We start from the raw sequence: 19,803 nt of genomic DNA, 5'->3' as shown, positions 1-19,803 counted from the left end.
AATAACATTATGCAAATTACTTTTCAGCAACTTGTTCATCTGTAGAAGCTTTTTCTTTAGCAAGCATACCTTTTTCAGCAACTTTGAAGAATGGATAGTACATAGCTCCGGCCAAAACTAGTTCGACAGCTGACCAAACGGCAGCACGCCAATCCCAACCAGTAGCCATCAATGGTCCAATAATTGGAGGCATTGTCCAAGGAACCATGGCAACAGGTGCATTCATCAAACCTAATTGAATTAGGAGATAACTTCCTGTAGCTAAGATCAAAGGAATTACGATAAATGGAATCATTGTCAATGGATTCATAACGATAGGGAATCCGAAAATAACTGGTTCGTTAATTTCAAACAAGGCTCCAGGGAAAGCAACTCGTCCAAGATCTCGATAAGTTTTACTTTTAGAGAATAGCATTAATGCAACTAAAGTAATTGTGGCACCAGTACCACCAACATTAACCATCAAACTGGAGAATCCAGCAGCTGTGGCATAAGGAAGTGGTTGATGATGTGCAAAAGCAGTTCCGTTAGCAGCTAAAAATTGTAGAAAAATTGGATCAGCAATTCCTTCCAAAGTCATATCACCGTGAATACCGCAGACCCAGAGCAAACTTACTAGGAATGTGTAAACCAAGATACCTGGCAATGTGTTCATCGCAAACAATAATGGATGGAAAATTGATTGAATTACTAAATTAATATCAATATGCAATGGCATACGGATAAACCAGAATAGAACTAAAATAACGAATCCTGGTAATAATGAAACAAATGAATTGGAAACGGCTGTTGGTACTCCGTCTGGTAACTTAATAATAATATTCTTTTTAATAAAGAAATTTAAAATTGTGACGGATATCATAGCAGTTATAATAGCAGTAAATAATCCAGATGATGAGAAATTATTGGTATCTAATTTGAACTTGTCATTGAATGAAACAATCACAAACGCCATCGTTGATAGTCCGGCACCTGAAATAGCATCAACCCCCAGCTCTTTAGCTAATTCATAACCAATTCCGATAGCAGCAAGCAATGAAATTATTCCAAAAGAACCGTTAACGGCTACTCCAATCATATTCATATATGGTTTAATGAAGTTTTCCCACGCCGTTATTGGAATGTTACCAACAATTAGGAATATACTACCACTGATAATAGCTGGAAGTGTTAGCACTAACCCATTACGTATAGAAACTAAATATTTATTATTACCGACTTTTGACATCGGTGGCATAATCGTATTTTGTAGCCAATCCATGAAGTTTTTCAAAAGTCCGTACCCCTCTTTCCGTTGTAGAACGATCTTGCAACAGAGAAAGTATATTCTTGTAAGCGCTATTATTCAATAGGTATATACCAAATTTACTAAACTATATATATTAGTTCAAAATGAATTCATTATTCTTCCATTTTTTGATGATTCCCTGATAAATTCGCATAAATTTTCAAAAATTATTCTTAACTTCTCGAATTCTTCATACATATTTGGTTTAATATGGACTTAAGGAGGATTTAAAACCTTGAAAAAGTTAAATATCATTTTATTAGGACTAGTTTCTTTAATCACAGTTGGAATTTTCTCAACTCAGAACGTCAAAGCGGATGATTTAAATGATCAGCCTGTAATGACTTTAGGAACTTCATTAACATCAAGTCAGCGACAAGGAACAATTGATGCTCTTTCTTCACAAGTCAGTGGAAATTATAAGACCATCACTGTTACCGGTGACACTCTGGTGAAATATTTGAACCCTAGTGGTAGTAATTTCACAAGTACTAACGGAGTTTGGTCATCAGCCTTGATTCAAAAGACTTCATCCGGTTCTGGTATTAATGTTAAGATCGTCGATTATAATGGAAAGAACAACATTACCACTATTACAGCCGATCAATATCGTAATGCCGCCGTTACAGCTGGTATCAGCGATGCTAATATCTATGTAACTTCAGCTACACCAATCGACGGTTCTGGTGCTTTAGCCGGAATCTACGCAGCCTACGCAAATAGTGGCGACGCTTTAAATCAAAGCCAAGTCAACGCTGCGCAAAAGGAAATGAATGTTTTAAGTAATATTACTGATGCGAATAAGGGTACTGATGGATATTCAGATAAACAATTGAACAATGCCGTTGCTGGTATGAAATCAGATTTAGCAAATAAAGGCGATAACGTCACAGTAAATCAAATCACAACAATCGTTAATAATAATTTACAAAAGAACAATCTACAAAACATTATCAACAACAACCAAAAGCAACAAATCATTAACTTAATGGTACAAATCAGAGATTCTGGTGCTTTGAAGAATTCAAACTTTAAGGAACAAGCTCAAAAACTAAGTAGCGATATCATGAGTAAGGCTAAAAACGTATTTAACAACCTAAACACTCAAGAAAATCGTAACTTCTTACAAAGAATTTGGGACAGTATCGTTTCATTCTTCAGCGGTTTGTTTAAATAATTTATAAACAACATCTTCTTATTTAGAAGATGTTGTTTTTTTATACCCGTGAAGTCTATGATTACATCAATACAAGTATAGGAAGTACAAATTCATGGATATTAAAACTTACTGGAACAATTTCAAAAAACAACATCCAAAAGTCACAACCAACGATTACGAAGCCTTCTCACTAGGTGGCGAAGACGATATTAAGGAACAGGACTTGTTAGCCAACCTAATTAAAAATGGCATTAAAACTGCCACAACATCAGCCTATGATCTTTATAAACAAGACAAAACTGATCCTTTACCTCAAGTAGGTGAATACGGAATCATTTTAGATGGTCACAATCAACCTACCTGCATCACTAAAACAGTTGTCGTAGAAATCGTTCCCTTCCTACAAGTCTCAGCTGAACACGCTTATCACGAAGGTGAAGGAACTCGGGGTTTGGATGAATGGCGTAAAGATCATTGGAAATTCTTCAAACAAGAGTATGCCGATGAGCATCATCCCTTCAATGAGGAACTTCCCTGCGTCTGTGAAGTTTATAAGGTGGTTTACAAATAAAAAAACAACTTAAACGGTATTTCTACCATTTAAATTGCCTTTTACATATTATCCATAGTTTTATTCAACAAAGCATCAACACGATTGTTACCTACATTAGTTGCGTGACCTTTAGTCCATTCAAAAGTCTTCTTAGGAACGGTTGGCAAAAGCTGATCCAATTCACGCCACAATTCGACATTCACCGGCGTACTACCATCAGCTTTTTTAAAGCCTCTCCTTTTCCAACCATTGAGCCAATTCTGAGTGATAGCGTTAAGGACATACTGAGAATCTAAGACAAATATCGCATTTTGTTGGTTGATTTTAAGCTCATTTAATCGTTTAATACTCTGAATCAGGGCCATTATCTCCATGCGATTATTTGTCGCTCCGAATTCTCCACCAGTTCCTTCATATGTCTGGTCATGATTACTGATGTGATAGGCCCAAGCGGCTTTATCAGAACTCTTAACATGACCACCCTTAAAGTTACCATGATTTCTGGAACCACCGTCGGTATAAATAACTACGTCAAAATCTTCAATATTCGAAACTTTATTGGAACTTTTCTTTGTGGTTGTTTTTCTACTATTATAAGAATCTTTTCCATCTAGAAAAGCTTGTGCTTGTGTTTTATCTGGAAAACTTTTATATCTAGCTCCGGCAAAACCATCGACTTGAGCCTTACAGTCAGCCCAAGTTAAATAGATTCCTGGTTTTTTACCGCGTCGTACTGCATAATATTTTTGCAATGTCATACCTCATTTGGTTAATTTTTCTCAATAATAATTATATAATAATATCTTGTTGGGGTGAATTTATGAAAAAAGGGCAATGGCCAATTCTCTACATCCACGGATTCCGTGGTGGAGACTATACGACCAAGAAAATGATCGAATCTGCTTTAAAGTGTAACGGTAAGGATAAAAGTCAGTTTCTCAAAGCAATCATTGATTGGAAGGGAAAAATCACATACGAAGGGACTTGGACTGAGGATGAACATCCCATTGTTCAAGTTGTTTTTCAAAACAAATGGGTTGGTAGTAACCAAATGGCATATTGGTTAGCCAAGCTATTATTTGACTTGCGCTTAAAGCACGAGTTCACAACTTATGATGCAATTGGCCATTCTCTAGGTGCCGTTTCACTGGTACTGGTCAATTTGAAAGAGAAAATGCGTCCCTATATGCCTAGGTTGAAAAAATTAGTACTCATCGCTGCCCCATTTAACGGCATTATTGGTTTGGGAGATCTTCCCAACATCAACCGAATCAAGCCGAATGGACGTCCAGCTTTCATGAGTCCAACCTACTTTAGAATTTTTATGAATGAAAAAAGTATTTCAGACGATTTACGCGTTTTGAACATTTTTGGAAATGTTGATGATCATTCTAATACTGACAAATACATTTCCGTTACATCTGCTAAGTCTATTTCTTACATTCTCAAACCGCGAGTAAAAGAATACACCGAATATCTTATTAAGGGCTCCAATGCAGAACACTCAATGCTTCACGATGATTCAGAGATTCTAAATATGGTCAACGGGTTTATTTATTATAATCCGCTGTCATAACGTTATATAATTACATTACGACTACAGTTTTAACAGAGATTTGGAGGGGATTTCTATCAAAGCTTGGGAATTATTCAAATTAGATTTAAAGAGGACGTTAAAATCCAAGCCTGCAACGTTATTGATGCTGGCTTTGGTTATTTTGCCATGTCTGTACTGCTGGTTTAATGTTTGGGCCCTATGGGACCCTTACTCTAACACTAGTGGTCTAAAAGTTGCTGTTTATTCAGCCGATACACCAGTTGAAGTACAAGGTCAAAAAATTGAAATTGGTGATCAATTAATCGACAACCTTAAAAAGAATCATAAACTAGGTTGGACTTTTGTCAACTCTAAAGAAGAGTTAGACCAAGGTGTCAAAGATGGTTCTTACTATGCTGGAATTTATATTCCAAAAACTTTTTCTAAGGATATCATCAGTTTCTTATCTGGAACGATCAAGAAACCGAAATTGGTATTTAAGGTAAACCAGAAAATCAATGCGATAGCCCCGAAATTGACCGAAACCGGGGCGACGACGCTGCAGAATACGATTTCTTCTGAATTCGTAGGAACCATCAGTAAAACTATTACACAAGCTTTGAATAAGTCGGGAATGGATATCAAAGATAACCTTCCAATGTTAAGACGATTCGAGTCTCTATTAGTAACCACTGATGACAATCTGCCCGAATTACAAGACATCATGGACAAAGTACAAAAAGCTAATACTTTGGTTCCTAACTTGAATCAAAAATTGAATCAAGTTAATGATATGTACGGCTACTTGCCATTATTGAACGAAGATGCTAACAAACTAGTTAATGTCAATAATGTTTTGCCATTAGCCGATGTTGGTGGCACAGCTGCTAAACAACTTAAAAATAAGATTCCAGAAATCCAAAATGCCGGTACTCAGATCAATGAGGTCGATTCCGACTTTAGTAAGATTTCTGGCTTAATGAGCACAAGTATCACCCAAGTCGAAAACGGCTTGCAAGTTATTCAAAAAGTTCAAAACGTCATGCCTGAAGTTCAAAAACTTGGTGAAGACGCTAAGAACGCTACTGACAAGACAACTTCTGAATTGATTCCTAAGATTCAACAAGCCTTGCCAGTTATCAAGACAACTATCGATACTGGTTTATCAATGGTTTACAACCTTGGTAAGCAAATCAGTTCTTCTGCCGAAATGATCAATACTTTAATCGACAAGATCAAAGAAGATCCAACTAATCAACAGTTTAAAGAACAATTGAAGACAGTTATTCAAAATATTGCCACTGACTCAACCCATTTGGCAAAAGTCAGTCGTCAGGTAGCTTCAGCCTTAACTGATCTCCAAAACTTCTTCAACCGCTTAGCTGAACAATTAGGCAAAGATAAGTTGACCTTACTCGATACACCTATTCAACATCTAAACGATTTAGCTACGTTAAATGATACTTTAGCTGCTAAAGCTAATGACATTTTGAACAATTATGACAGCTTAGATACGACCGAATTACAAAGTAAGTTAACTGATTTACAAACACATGCAAACCAAGTTGCTGACGGCGTAAATACAATCAAGAACATTGATATCATGAGTTCTGTTTCTACAATTATTTCCGATATCAACAGTTTCCTTAAAGAACTCAGCTCCACATTAGGAACATTCAACACGGACATCATCCCAACAATCCCAGGACTTTTGAACAATACCGAAGGCATTCTAAATACTGCCCTCAGCTATCTACAAAAGTATCAAAAACAATTGCCTGCCGTTGGAAATGAGATTCACGATGCCAACCAACTATTGAACGGTAACATGAACAATATTGTTACCGGAATTGGTATGTTGAACGACTTTTACGACAATGACTATCCAACATTGAAGAACAAGTTAGCCAAAGCTACCTTCTTCGTTCAATATGAATTGCCATCAATCGAAAATGAATTAACAACTACTTTGAATTTAGTTAACTCAAAGACGCCAGAACTAGAACAGGCTCTATCAACTGCTAATGACTTTGCCGAAAACGACTGGCCACAGTTGAAGAAAGATATTCATCACTCTGCTACCTTATTGAAGAAAGGTAAGAAAGACGTTGACCTCGGTGCCATTATTCGTTTAATGAAATCCGATGCCAACAAGGAATCCGACTTCTTCTCTAACCCAGTTAAGTTGAAGCAAGACAATCTTTATGACGTACCAAATTACGGATCAGCCAGTGCCCCATTCTATCTAGCCCTCTGTATTTGGGTCGGAGCACTATTGCTATCCAGTGTCTTCACCGTCCATTTCAAACTAGATGATAAACAGAAGTATCTCTATACATTCAGACAAAGATTCAACGGACGTTACTTAACATTTGGCTTCCTAAACCAATTACAAGCCATCTCAGCCGCTTTAGGTAACCTCTTCATCTTGCATGCTTACACTAAGGAAAAGATTTGGCTAATCGTATTCTGTATGTTAGTCAGCTTCGTCTTCATATCCATATTGTATTCACTAGTCCAGATGTTCGGAACCGTCGGAAAAGGCTTAGGAATCATCATACTAGTGCTATCAATATCCGGAGCCGGAGGAAACTTCCCAGTAGTACTATCAGACGGATTCTTCAGAGTCATCAACCCTTACTTACCGTTCACATACGCGGTAAATCTAATAAGAGAAGCCGTTGGTGGAATATATTGGCCTAATGCAACCAAAGATATTATTATATTGTTAGCATTCGGAATCGGATTCTATCTATTAGGATTGCTATGTACAGAACCATTGAAACCATTTATGCATAAATTACATAAGAGCGCTAAAAAGAGCATGATTATTGAATAGAGAGCGTAGCAGGGTCGCTCAGCTCCCGAGGATTAAGACTACTTTCTCAGTTGGCTGCGAAGCAGACGACAGAGAAAGTTGACTTAACCGGAAGGAGTTGCCCCTGCGAAGCTCGTTTCCACTATTCAACATAGAACAATGGTTATAAACCAACAGAACCACCAAACTAAATTCCCGTAGATCCAGAATCCCATCCAAAAAATATAAAAAAAGGGAGAGAAGTAATACGAGCAGTCCTCGTACGAAATTTTTTAATGACAAATCAAAAATTGAGAGACTATCGACCTTTTTTCACTAACAACTTCTGCTGGGACTTCCCTAGCCGCTATAGTCTAAAAGAGGTTAGTGAATTTCTCGATGAGGATATCGATCCGACAACCCAATATATTTCTAACACTGCAAAAGTCATCATGAAGAACAACGGTATTTACTGGTTCGTTCAGAAAAAGGGTATGGAACAACTTTCTGCTTTGATTAGTGTCAGTGACATTAACTTACGTGAGCATTCCGGGGCTTTATTAGTAACCTTCAAAGATGAATATCTAGATGACGCAGGTAAAAAAGAAATCGCTGATAGATTACTAGTCTTCTTACGTGACCAAATCCTTTTAACAGAGATTTCAATTAACGATTTAGACCGCTTAGTTCAAGAAAACTTCACAAATAATGGTTATACTATCTCTAACAACAAGTTAATAAAGAGGAGTTAACAAATATATGTACACATATGGTTTCTTCGGTCCCAGCTATTTTCTGATAATTATTGGTCTTGTTATCAGTCTCTGGGCATCATGGTATGTAAATCATAATTTCCAAAAATATGATGAAGTTCCTAGTCACCACGGAACTAGTGGTGCTGATGCTGCTAGATTTATTCTTGATAACGCTGGGCTTCAAAATGTTCAAATTCAAAGAGTTGGCGGTAAATTAACCGATAATTATAATCCTACCAACAAAACGTTGAATCTTTCTGAATCTACTTTTGATTCAACGTCTGTCGCTGCCATCGGTGTAGCGGCCCATGAATGTGGACATGCTATCCAAGACCAAAAAGGTTATGCACCAATGAGATTGAGAGCAGCTTTGGTTCCTGCCGTAAATATCGGTTCCAACTTCTCTATTCCTTTGATTCTATTAGGCGTAATCTTAGGTGCTAACCAAACTTTAATTCAAATCGGAATTTGGTTATTCGCTTTAGTTGTTTTGTTCCAAGTTGTTACATTGCCAGTTGAATTCAATGCTTCTGGCCGTGCCGTTAAGATCTTGAGTGGCAGTACACTAGTTGATAGTGATGAAATACCGATGGTCAGACAAGTTCTTTTCGCCGCTGCCTTAACGTATGTAGCTGCTGTAATCTCAACTGCTCTACAACTATTACGTTTGATTCTGATTTTCGGTGATCATAGAAATTAAGCCAAAGTCGCGAAAGCGGCTTTTTTTGTTTTCAAAATAAATAGGCAAAAATTAGATTTTATTAGTATTTTGAAGTAAACTTTCCTTATAAATAAATAGAGGGGAATTTATTTTATGATTGATACTTGGATCATCTGGCTAATTCTCATAATTTTAACGGTCAATACCATCTCGGCACTTATAACTGTCTTCCACAGGCCTCGTAATATTGTTACTACCTGGGCCTGGATCTTAGTCCTTGTCTTACTACCAATCGTAGGTTTCCTTATCTACGCATTTCTGGGACGTGGAATTGCTCAAGAAAAGATATTTAATATCAGTAAACAAGAGCATTACAGTTTAAGTCAGTTAAAAAGAATGGCGATAGCTGCTCAAAAACGGCCACAGAATGCTTCACGTTACGATGAAACACACTATGCGGACCATATAATTAGATTTTTCAATGAGACTGAGGAAGCACCGTTAACTCGTCATAACGAAATAAAACTTTACTTCGACGGAAAAGAAAAATTCGAAGGTATGTTCGAAGATATCCGTCAAGCTAAAGAAACCGTTCATGTCGAATACTATGCCTTTATTAAAAGTGACATTGGGGACAAGTTTCTTGATCTCTTGACACAAAAAGCTAAAGAAGGTTTGGAAGTTCGTATCCTTTACGATCCTTGGGGTTCTGGTGGAACTAAGCCAAAATACTTCAAAGACTTTCAGGCTGCTGGCGGTGAAGTCCTACCTTTTATCACTTCCAAAAATGTCATTGCTAAAACTCGTTTGAACTATCACTTGCACCGAAAGATCGTTGTTATTGATGGTACAACTGGTTGGATCGGTGGATTCAACGTTGGCGATCAATACGTTAATACCACTGAAAAATTCGGTTACTGGCGTGACACCCATTCTAGAATCTTTGGTGCCGCTACCTTACTTTTGCAAGAGAGGTTCTTTCGTGATTGGAATGCTTCGCTCGACCGTAACGCTGAGCCACTAGCTTTCTTGGAAAAATACTTTCCATCTGACAAATTCAATTCCGATGCTAACTTACCAATTCAGATTATTTCTGATGGTCCCGATAGCCGTGAGGAAATTTTAAAAGATGGATTCATCGATATGATCGTCAGTGCTAAGAAGAGTGTCTGGATTCAATCACCTTACTTAGTTCCAGACGATGCGATGTTCACAGCTTTAACAATTGCGGCCAGATCTGGAGTCGATGTCAGGATCATGATCCCATGTATGCCTGATCATCCCTTCATTTACCGTGCAACGCAATATTATGCCAATCTGTTAACAACTTATGGCATTAAGATCTACAGCTACCAAAAGGGATTTTTACACGCTAAGACTTCCGTTTTCGATGGCAAGATCTGTTCCGTTGGCTCTATGAATCATGATTTCAGAAGTTACTCATTAAACTTTGAAGCCAATGCCTTTATCTACGACGCCAAAGTTGCCCATCAGGTTGCTCGTTCATTTGAAAAAGATATGAACGACTCACTATTACTAACACCAGAAATTATTAAAGAACAAGGAATGTGGCTCCACTTCAAACAACGTTTCTCTCGTTTGTTATCGCCTATCCTTTAAAATTAAATTACGATAAACACAATCATTCTTGGTTGTGTTTTTTCGTAAAGTTGGGAAGTTGTCTATGAAAATTCTTGTAACAGGTTTTGACCCCTTCGGTACTGACAAAATTAATCCAGCCATCGAGGCAGTAAAGAAATTACCCGATACCATTTCCAGCGCCGAAATTATTAAAGTAGAGATTCCGACCATCTTCAACAAATGTGCCGAAGTCGTTCATCAAGCTATTATTGATTACAAACCCGATTATGTTTTGGATATCGGCCAAGCTGGCGGACGTTCTGCATTGACTCCTGAGAGAGTTGCTATTAACTTCGATGACGGCCGTATTAAAGACAATGCCGGTTACCAACCACTCAATCAAACGATCCATGCAGATGGACAAAACGCTTATTTCACGCAATTGCCGGTTAAGGCCATGACTCAAGCTATTATTGAAGCGGGTATTCCTAGCTACGTTTCCACAACCGCTGGAACTTACGTCTGCAACCATATCATGTACCAAGTTCAATATATGATTGATAAAGAATTTCCCGATTTAAAAGCCGGTTTCATACACATTCCCTTCTTACCCAATCAAGTTTTAAAACGTCCAAACACCCCTTGTTTATCTTTAGCAGATGATATCAAAGGAATCACCGCTGCTATAAAAGCTATCGTTGAACGTGATGGGAAAAATGATATTGAAGTTATCGGTGGAAGTTTGAGTTAACCACACTAAAATAGCGACTAACTGAATTTTCTAGTTAGTCGCTATTTTTATTTTTCTATGAATGATAAGTTTCTGGATCAAAAAAGGTCGTCTTTCGATAAGAAATTCCATCAATTATCTGCATATCCTCTGGATTTAATTCAAAATCAAAAACATCCAGATTATCTGAAATATGATCAGGATTCGTTGACTTAGCCAGTGGAATAATTTCCTTTTGCACTAGCCATCTGATCACAACTTGAGAAGCACTTTTTTTGTACTTTTTACCAATCTTGATGATATCTAAATCATGTAAAACACCGCTACCTGGTCCACCAAAAGCACGCCAGGCTTCAACGTTCACACCTAAATCACGGCTATAATCGGCAGCTTTTCTTTGAGCAAAACCGGGATGATATTCCAATTGATTAACCACTGGTTTGACCTCAGAATCCACGATCAAGGAACTCAATTGTGAACCGTCGAAATTAGAAACCCCAATAGCTTTAATTAAACCTTTTTTATAATATTCTTCCATAGCAAGCCAAGTTGAAGCATTGATTTCACGCCAATCTTCATGCCACATTTTGTTGGCTGGCCAATGGATCAAGTACATATCTAAGTAATCTAGCCCCAGACGTTCTAATGAATCTTCAATCGATTGCTTAGTTTTTTTATAACCATGGTGATCATTCCAAACTTTGGTCGTTACAAAAATATCATCACGACTCAAACCATTTTCATCTATGGCTTCACGAACTCCTTGACCAACACTTTCTTCGTTGTCATAAGCTGTGGCTGTATCGATCAAGCGATAACCACTCGCAATCGCATTCTTAACAGCATCGACCGTCTCCACACCCTTGGGGATAATCGTTCCGAAACCTACAATAGGAATTTGATAACCATTATTTAATGTGTAAGTTGAATTCTTGTCCATAGTATCATCTCCAACATTGTCTGGTTATGAGAATGATACCAACTGGATAATAACCGTGTAAATTTTTTGATATTAGATTATCCAAAAAGGCGATTAAAATATTAATGTTGCCGTCCTCCACAAAAATTGGAAATGTGTTGGAATGCTTCTTACTCAAACCTGGTTGTAGCATTAATACTAACTGATGTAGTTGAAATATGCCGTCGTCCGCAAAAAATCTGTGGGCCACTGGAACGTGGTGGACACGGCTTGAAGCTAATAATTTTTCACTCTGTGAAAAATCATGGATCTCCAAGTCCGGTCTTCTACTAACCTTGCTACGCAAGCTAAGTAGAATGGCACCACTGAGGGCCCACAGATTTTTTACTACCGACTAGACACCAGTTTCTTATATTATCGAAAAAAATGCAACGATTAGATATCCCTCTTTGATGAAGCCATTTTATGAAAGTTGCCTTTTGTCCTAAACAAAGTTTACAAATTTAACTAATAAAGTTCAGAATTATCTTTCTACTCATTAGTATCTGCATTACCTTTTAAGTAATTTTTCTTCAGAATTATTCCAATCGTAACTATTGCCAACAACAACATAGCTGCCCCTGCCATGAAGAATATTACAACGGCATTATAATGATCAAATAACACCCCAAAGAACATTGTTCCAACGGGCATTAAAACAGTACTTAAGGTCTCATCTATATTGAATACTCGTCCTTGCATATCCGGTGGTACATTCTCTTGCAAGAAAGTATCTAGCGGTGTATTCATAAATGTTAATAGACAGCCATTGATAGCATTGATAATGATGAAAATAATCGTGATGATTTGAGTCTCGAAGTTCATTACTGTCGATAATCCGACTGCTGACACGATGATGGAAAATATTATCAGTGCCACATAAGAAAACATGATTGGATTGAAACGTAGATGGATTCTACTTAAAATCAAACCACCAAGTATCATTCCGATGGCCATCGCAGAATCAGTCATACCATATTGTACATTGGATAGCTTTAATGTCTTAACTAACAAGTATGGATATCCAATATTCATCGACGCAAAGAAAAAATTTAACGCTCCCGAAGATAACGTCAAAAGAAAAATCAGTTTTTGCTTCAACATATAACGGAAGCCATCTAAAAAGTTTCCTATTATCGAGGTCTTATTAACAGTTTCATCGGAGGCTTCCTCATTCGCTATTTTTTCAGTTTTCTTATAATCAAATTTCAAGACTAGAATTCCCAATAAAGCAACCACTTCAAAAATAATTTCTAAATCAGCAAATATAACAATATTGACCATTGTATAGAGCATTGCACCTAGAATCGGTGCTAAGAATTCTGCCAATGATGTAATTGACTGACTTAATGAATTTACTTTCTGTAACTCATCACTAGGAAAAAGTTGAATTAAGCTAGATTGAATTGTCGTACTTAGGAAACAATCTGTAATCTCCAACATGATAATCAATCCAATCAAAATGTAGAAATATCCCGCAGGCCATAAATTGAAACAAAGGCTGAATACTAGTAGTGAAACAATAGTAACAATTTGAGCTACGATCATAATCATTTTATGAGAGAACGTATCAACCACATAGCCAACAAATGGCATTATAACCACATCAACAAGTGGCCCTGTAATCAATGAAACACCCATACTAAGAGCCGACCCCGTACGTTTCAGAATATAAAGACTGATTGCAAATTGTAGCATTTCACTACCAAATGTCCCCGCAAATTTCACTAGGAGGATCTTATTTAATTGATTGAATAACCTTTTATACATATTTAGCCCCGAAATCTTATTATCATATCCATTTGATAATATTAAAACATTTTTAATATTATTAAGTATACTACAATAATTCAAGAACGGATTTACTCAATCAAAAAAGTGATTCTTAAAAAATTTGGTTAAAATACATATTAACAAAATAACTGTAATTTGCTGTCTTACTATCTAATATTTAAAAACGTACAAACCAATAGAAACACTCTTTAGTCTGGAGCAAAAATTGGGAATGCGTTCAGCTATGAGATCATTGTTACCGGCTTTGCCGGTTACAATGAGGTCGACTTTGGAAATCCATTATTTTGCACGGAGTGTAAAATAATTAGTTTCAAATCGTGCCCATAGCGTTCCAACAGCATTCCCAATTTTTGTGGAGGACGGGAATTTAAACATATTTTTCAATCTAACCAAACTTTGACAAGAACAAAAAAAGCCCCAAGCAAAAATTTGCTCAGAACTTCTCTCCTATAAATTACTAGATTCAAAAATTTTATGAACGACTCTTTGATGATATAAGTCGTTTCCTTGTCCCCAGAAAATGAAACTTAGCGACACGTAGATGATCGCAAGTAAAATATTTAAAGCGTTGAATTGCATTAGATCAGTTAACATCAACCAAATTATGAAAACAATCGATAATACTGGTTCGATAGCACCTAACCATACATGTGAATTATTTGCTAAAACATATTTCTCAAGAATCAAGGAGGCTATTGAACCAATTACAAAAATTACCCCTAACATAATTACACCCCCATAATTAACTCAGCGCTAATTATGATAACATAATTTATTTTCAGAAATAAAACCATATGTCCATGAAAACGTCTCCAAGGAATAATTCCAGACAAATTTCATTATCAAGTGGATAATATGCTTTAAGGGGGAACTTAACCTTGTATAAGCAAATTACAATTTATGACCTATTTAATATTTTGCACCAAAAGATGGGCAATCAACATTGGTGGCCCGCTGATCATCCTGAGGAAATGCTAATTGGGATGATTTTAATTCAAAATACTAATTCTAAAAATGTCGATAGATCTCTAAACAATATAAGACAAGCTACCAATTTTCAGATAGACAAGATTCTGGCTTTGACCCAAGAACAATTGCAGGAATTAATTAAACCTAGTGGCTTCTTCCACAACAAAGCCATCTATATCCGTTCCTTGTTAACTGCTTATCGGGACAATTTCGATGACTGGGAAAAATTACCAACCAATCTATTACGGAAAAAAGTAATTGCCCTCAAAGGTATTGGTAATGAGACGGCCGATGTCTTATTACTTTACTACTTTCATCGTCCTGTTTTCGTTTCCGATAATTATGCGATGAAACTGTTCAGTAGTCTGCATACCTTCACGCAAAAACCGACTTACATGCAATTGAAAGAAGCAGTTGAACATGATTTCAATTTCACTTCTACTCAAGCAGAGGAATTCCATGCTCTAATTGATGAATTTGGTAAACTCAAAAGTGACTTCTTCGACGATTATGAATTACGTTTACCCTACCTAACGGCCCATAATACCGTAAAAAAATAGGTGAATAATATCATCTTCATGACGTTTCACTTCCACAGCACTGTGGGGATTATAGGGACTGGGATTCATTGCATAATCAATGAACATATCCAAAAATAACATTGCCCCTTCGTCAGTAACGTCTGGACTAACGGCACCTTCTCGACGTCCCTGATCCAACAATTTCTTCCAAAAACGGCGTTTATAATCGTTATAAGCTTTCATAACGGTGTTGTCACCATTTTTACCACTGAATTCGTCATACATAAAAACCACAAAATCATCACTGATACTATTGGCTAAACTGGTACTGTTATTCATCATATCTTTCATCTTTTCGACAAAACTCTTTTGAGAATTGTCCAATGCATCATAGTATTGTTGATAACCGCCAACGATCAATTGAGTTACGACCGCCCTAGCCAAGACAATCTTACTGGGAAAATATTTATACAGTGTTACTTGCGACGCATGTGCCTCTTTAGCGACTTTTGCTATAGAGGTTTTTTTGTATCCATTACGAGTAAATTCAATCATAGCCGCATTCAAAATCGATTCTTTTTTATCTTTTTTTCGTTTTAAATTGTTAGTCATAATAATTTCCTCAATTTTTTTAATCAAATAGTTCAGTTTTTAAAGTACCCCACCAAGGTTCTGTAAAAAAGCTGCTATAATAGTTCATTTACCGCTTTCTTTCTTGTTGACAGGGCTATTCCCTAGCTCTAATATACTCGGTAAATAATGAACTATTCAAGATATATATTTCATTTTTAGGGGTAATTATTATGAATAATGCAAATGTTCCAACTTTACATATTGAACATCTTCAAAAAAACTTTGGTAAATTTCAAGCTCTAAAGGATATCACTTTTGATATCTATCCTGGCGAGGTTTTCGGCTTTATTGGACCTAATGGTGCTGGTAAATCGACTACTATTCGTACACTACTCGGCATATTACGTGCAAGTGGTGGACAAGCAACTATCTTTGGGCAAGATGTTTTTAAAGATGCCGTTTCGATTCACAAACGTTTAGCCTATGTACCCGGTGATGTTTATCTCTGGCCTAATCTCAGTGGTGGCGAGATCATCGACCTCTTTTTAAAACTGAGCCACACTAATCATTCTGCAAAAACTGATCAATTAATTAAGGATTTCCAACTAGATCCCACTAAAAAGGCTCGAACATACTCTAAAGGTAATCGTCAAAAAGTGGCGCTAATTGCGGCCTTTTCAACGGATGCTGATTTCTATATTTTTGATGAACCAACTAGTGGTCTTGATCCTTTAAATGAAGAGATTTTTCAAAAAGAAGTTCTCAAACTAAAGGCTGCTGGCAAGGCTGTTCTTTTATCTAGCCACATCCTCTCTGAAGTTGAAAAGATGTGTGATCGTATCGGAATCATTCGCACGGGTAAGATTGTTGAAACTGGTACTTTGGAACAAATGCGACATCTAACTCGAACAATCATTAAAGTTCAAACTAAGAATCCTCTGAATAATATCAAGAATTTAACCGGTGTCCATAATGTCAGTTCCGAGGATAACGGCGTTACAACTTTGTCAGTTGATTCTGAAGAATTGGACAATATTATGAGCTTCCTGACACAGCGACAGATTCTCTCCCTTCAAGTAACGCCACCTACACTCGAGGACTTATTCCTTCGTTATTATGATTCTGGTGAGGTATCTGATAATGCAAAGTAATAAATTTCAAAAAACGGTATTTCTAACCCGTTTTAATTTCAAACGAGACTGGGCCAAGCTCTTATTGTGGGCAGTTGTTCTCATTGGATTATTTGTTGGTGTTGCTAGCAAATTCACTAGTCTCTATGGTGACAAAGCTTCAATTGACCAAATTATTAAAACTCTGAAGTCCCCGGCTATGGTCTCTCTCTTTGGAAAAATGCCGGCTGGTCCTTATACTTCAGCTGATGTTTTCGCTTCAGAAATGACTGTTTTTATGGCTATCGTTTCAGCAATCATGAATTACTATTTCGTCATTCGTAATACCCGTGGCGAAGAAGAATCAGGGATTCTCGAAATGATTCAAGCCCACTCAGTGGGACGTCTATCAAATCTGCTCGCAACTTTATTAGAGAGCTTCATTTTAAATTTTGGAATTGGATTGATTTATGCTTTAGGTCTCCAATTTGCCAACCTGACTGGTACTGATACTAATGGTAATTTCCTATTAGGTTTGGGACTCGGTGCTTGCGGATTTATGTTTGCTAGCATTGCGGCAGTGCTAGCTCAGTTAACCGATAATGCTCGAACAGCCACTATGTTGTCTTATGGTGTCTTTGGTATTATGTACATTTTACGTATGATCACTGATGTAACCAAACCCAGTTATACTTGGTTCGTTCCCATGGGTTGGGTAGAAAAATTTTCAACTTACAAAAATAATAATTGGCTCCCAGTTCTCTTGATGTTGCTACTATCAATTATTTTAATTTTAATTGCTTTCACACTTAACGAACGCCGTGATATCGGTTCAGGATTGATTGCTACTAAACCTGGTCGAAAAGAAGCTAGTGCCTTATTACGTGGTCCACTTTCCTTACTGTGGCGCTTAAATCGACTAAGTATTTTAGTCTGGATCTTCGGTGTGATGATTCTCGGGGCAACCTACGGTTCTGTTTTCAATACCATCGGTGATATTGTCAAAACTAATCCACTTTTCAAACAACTGCTTGATACTAAAGCCATTAACGCTGCGAATATTTTGATTATCAAACAGTTTCTCGCAATCCTGATGATTGTCTTCGCCGTTTTAGCTTTGATACCAGGAATATCATTGATCAATTATCTCAAAACTGGTGAAAGTAAGGGCTACTTAGAAATTATTCACTCTACCTCTACTAGTCGATTTAGACTCTTTTTCTCAACTGTTCTTCTCGCTACCATTACCAGTTTACTAGTCCTTTTAGCCGGAAACTATGGTTTATACGCTGGCGGTAACGCCGTTATGAAGCAACATTTAACTTGGAGTATTTTCATGCGTGGTTTCTGGGGTTACTTACCTGCACTCATGATTTTCTTAGGGATTTCAATCTGTTTGGTCGGTTGGTTGCCAAAACTCATCAGTTTAAATTACGGATATTTGATTGCAGCTTTCTTCATTCAATACTTTGGAAAACTACTCAAATTACCAGGTTGGTTAAGCAAATTGACACCATTTGGATATATCACTAAAGTTCCCGTTAAGAATTTTGATCCCGCCACTTTTTGGTGGCAGCTATTATTAGCAGTAGTTCTGATTATCGTTGGCTACTTAGGATATCGTCGTCGAGATCTGATCATCAATTAAACAGATATTTAAGGATTGTATATGGATGTAGTCTATATTTGCGTAAACGTTTCCAGTGACATATTATTGAGCTAACGAATCTTTTTACGAAAGGATGATTTTATGTACAAAGCTTCAGATAATCGTTATCAAGGAAATCACATTCGTCATGCTGGTAAAACTGGCCTTATGTTACCACCAATCTCACTTGGACTCTGGCACCATTTCAGTAGTGCTGACCCATTGAGTGAACGTAAGCAAGTTATTTTGCATGCTTTCGACAAGGGTGTCTTTCATTTTGACGTTGCTAATCACTATGGCGATGGTACTAAAGATGGCTTAGGTAGTTCAGAATCCTTATTGGGACAAATTTTGAGTAGTGATTTGAAACCTTATCGTGATGAATTAGTTATTTCAACTAAGGCTGGCTATGAAATTCACGACGGTCCTTATGGTGTTGGTACATCAAGAAAATCATTGTTGCAAGCCATTGATGGCTCTCTTGAAAGATTGCAATTAGATTATGTTGATATTTTCTACGCTCACCGTTATGACGATACAACTCCAGTTGAGGAAACCGTCAGAGCACTAGACGACATCGTTAAATCTGGAAAAGCCTTATACGTTGGAGTTTCTAATTTTGAAGTTCCCGAAATGAAACAAGCCATTAAAATGTTTAAAGAACTAGGTACACCATTCGTGTTGGATCAAATGAGTATGAATATTTTGAACCATCATGTTAAAGATAGTGGCCTACTAGATACCCTTGAAGATGCTGGTGCCGGTGCTATTGCTTACGGTCCTCTAGCTGAAGGATTACTTTCAGACAGATACCTTAATGGCATTCCCGATACATTCAAGATTCACCCTACTAATGAAGAACTTTTGGCAAATGGTAAAGAGGCACTAGTTGAAAAGTTGAATAAGCTTAACGACATTGCCAATAACCGTAACCAAACTCTTAGTCAGCTATCACTAGCTTGGTTGTTGAGAGATCCTGTAGTTGCCAGTGTTATCATTGGAACAACTAATGTTGATCACTTAGATGATAACCTCAAAGCACTAGATAATCTTGATTTCAGTAGTGATGAAGTAGCAGCTATCACAAATATTCTTCAATAGAAAAATAGAATATTAAGAAAAATAATAGCAGGTAATCATATTTTGATTACCTGCTATTATTTGTTTTAG

At 37.0% G+C, this 19,803-nt stretch carries 18 protein-coding genes; 12 read left to right on the top strand and 6 right to left on the bottom strand.

The window, feature by feature from the left end:
* Positions 1-16: 16 nt before the first annotated feature.
* Positions 17-1,273: a PTS sugar transporter subunit IIC gene (locus U8526_RS05080; protein WP_334340882.1), complete on the bottom strand. Its 1,257-nt coding sequence runs from the start codon at positions 1,271-1,273 to the stop codon at positions 17-19.
* Positions 1,274-1,538: 265 nt separating this feature from the next.
* Here U8526_RS05080 and U8526_RS05075 point away from each other — a divergent pair, with 265 nt between their 5' ends.
* Together U8526_RS05075 and U8526_RS05070 are read left to right on the top strand one after the other, a co-directional pair.
* Positions 1,539-2,465: a DUF1002 domain-containing protein gene (locus U8526_RS05075; protein WP_442886213.1), complete on the top strand. Its 927-nt coding sequence runs from the start codon at positions 1,539-1,541 to the stop codon at positions 2,463-2,465.
* A 94-nt stretch (positions 2,466-2,559) separates the two neighbouring features.
* The gene (locus tag U8526_RS05070) at positions 2,560-3,018 is read left to right on the top strand and encodes an ASCH domain-containing protein (RefSeq protein ID WP_334340881.1); all 459 of its coding nucleotides are present in this window, start codon (positions 2,560-2,562) and stop codon (positions 3,016-3,018) included.
* A gap of 41 nt (positions 3,019-3,059) precedes the next feature.
* Here the strand turns inward: U8526_RS05070 and U8526_RS05065 are convergent, their stop codons facing one another.
* Positions 3,060-3,758 (bottom strand): ribonuclease H family protein, encoded by a 699-nt coding sequence (locus U8526_RS05065; protein ID WP_334340880.1) that lies wholly within the window; start codon positions 3,756-3,758, stop codon positions 3,060-3,062.
* Positions 3,759-3,820: 62 nt separating this feature from the next.
* Between U8526_RS05065 and U8526_RS05060 the strand changes: the two genes are divergently transcribed.
* The 6 genes from U8526_RS05060 to pcp all read left to right on the top strand — a co-directional run bounded on the left by U8526_RS05060 (position 3,821) and on the right by pcp (position 11,082).
* Positions 3,821-4,576, top strand: coding sequence for an alpha/beta hydrolase (locus U8526_RS05060; protein ID WP_334340879.1), 756 nt, complete (start codon positions 3,821-3,823; stop codon positions 4,574-4,576).
* 40 nt (positions 4,577-4,616) lie between these two features.
* Complete coding sequence (locus U8526_RS05055; protein ID WP_334340878.1) at positions 4,617-7,376, top strand: YhgE/Pip domain-containing protein; 2,760 nt, start codon at positions 4,617-4,619, stop codon at positions 7,374-7,376.
* A gap of 254 nt (positions 7,377-7,630) precedes the next feature.
* The gene (locus U8526_RS05050) at positions 7,631-8,086 is read left to right on the top strand and encodes a hypothetical protein (protein ID WP_334340877.1); all 456 of its coding nucleotides are present in this window, start codon (positions 7,631-7,633) and stop codon (positions 8,084-8,086) included.
* Positions 8,087-8,093: 7 nt separating this feature from the next.
* Positions 8,094-8,789, top strand: a complete 696-nt coding sequence (locus tag U8526_RS05045; protein WP_334340876.1) for a zinc metallopeptidase — start codon at positions 8,094-8,096, stop codon at positions 8,787-8,789.
* 114 nt (positions 8,790-8,903) lie between these two features.
* Positions 8,904-10,370 carry a cardiolipin synthase gene (cls, locus tag U8526_RS05040; RefSeq protein WP_334340875.1) on the top strand — a complete coding sequence of 489 codons (1,467 nt, stop codon included), beginning with the start codon at positions 8,904-8,906 and terminating at the stop codon, positions 10,368-10,370.
* A gap of 64 nt (positions 10,371-10,434) precedes the next feature.
* Positions 10,435-11,082, top strand: a complete 648-nt coding sequence (gene pcp, locus U8526_RS05035) for a pyroglutamyl-peptidase I (RefSeq protein WP_334340874.1) — start codon at positions 10,435-10,437, stop codon at positions 11,080-11,082.
* A 55-nt stretch (positions 11,083-11,137) separates the two neighbouring features.
* Here the strand turns inward: pcp and U8526_RS05030 are convergent, their stop codons facing one another.
* The 3 genes from U8526_RS05030 to U8526_RS05020 form a co-directional block, all read right to left on the bottom strand.
* Positions 11,138-12,001: an aldo/keto reductase gene (locus U8526_RS05030; RefSeq protein ID WP_334340873.1), complete on the bottom strand. Its 864-nt coding sequence runs from the start codon at positions 11,999-12,001 to the stop codon at positions 11,138-11,140.
* Between the two features lie 510 nt (positions 12,002-12,511).
* Entirely contained in the window at positions 12,512-13,789 is a 1,278-nt protein-coding gene (locus tag U8526_RS05025) for an MFS transporter (RefSeq protein WP_334340872.1), read from the bottom strand.
* 471 nt (positions 13,790-14,260) lie between these two features.
* Positions 14,261-14,539 (bottom strand): hypothetical protein, encoded by a 279-nt coding sequence (locus tag U8526_RS05020; RefSeq protein WP_334340871.1) that lies wholly within the window; start codon positions 14,537-14,539, stop codon positions 14,261-14,263.
* A gap of 152 nt (positions 14,540-14,691) precedes the next feature.
* On the opposite strand from U8526_RS05020, the gene U8526_RS05015 reads away from it, so the two are divergent.
* Complete coding sequence (locus U8526_RS05015; RefSeq protein WP_334340870.1) at positions 14,692-15,342, top strand: endonuclease III domain-containing protein; 651 nt, start codon at positions 14,692-14,694, stop codon at positions 15,340-15,342.
* On the opposite strand, the gene U8526_RS05010 is transcribed toward U8526_RS05015, so the two are convergent.
* Complete coding sequence (locus tag U8526_RS05010) at positions 15,313-15,915, bottom strand: TetR/AcrR family transcriptional regulator (protein ID WP_334340869.1); 603 nt, start codon at positions 15,913-15,915, stop codon at positions 15,313-15,315. The genes U8526_RS05015 and U8526_RS05010 overlap by 30 nt on opposite strands.
* A 191-nt stretch (positions 15,916-16,106) precedes the next feature.
* On the opposite strand from U8526_RS05010, the gene U8526_RS05005 reads away from it, so the two are divergent.
* From U8526_RS05005 to U8526_RS04995, 3 genes are all read left to right on the top strand, one after another.
* Positions 16,107-17,027 (top strand): ABC transporter ATP-binding protein, encoded by a 921-nt coding sequence (locus tag U8526_RS05005; RefSeq protein WP_334340868.1) that lies wholly within the window; start codon positions 16,107-16,109, stop codon positions 17,025-17,027.
* Positions 17,017-18,633, top strand: a complete 1,617-nt coding sequence (locus U8526_RS05000) for an ABC transporter permease (RefSeq protein WP_334340867.1) — start codon at positions 17,017-17,019, stop codon at positions 18,631-18,633. Before U8526_RS05005 ends, U8526_RS05000 begins: the two co-directional genes overlap by 11 nt.
* Positions 18,634-18,735: 102 nt before the next feature.
* The gene (locus tag U8526_RS04995; protein WP_334340866.1) at positions 18,736-19,734 is read left to right on the top strand and encodes an aldo/keto reductase; all 999 of its coding nucleotides are present in this window, start codon (positions 18,736-18,738) and stop codon (positions 19,732-19,734) included.
* The last annotated feature ends 69 nt before the right edge of the window (positions 19,735-19,803 follow it).

The organism is Companilactobacillus sp. HBUAS56275, assembly GCF_036913655.1.
Taxonomy (GTDB): Bacteria; Bacillota; Bacilli; order Lactobacillales; family Lactobacillaceae; genus Companilactobacillus; species Companilactobacillus pullicola.
This window is presented reverse-complemented; position numbering and strand designations above follow the sequence as displayed.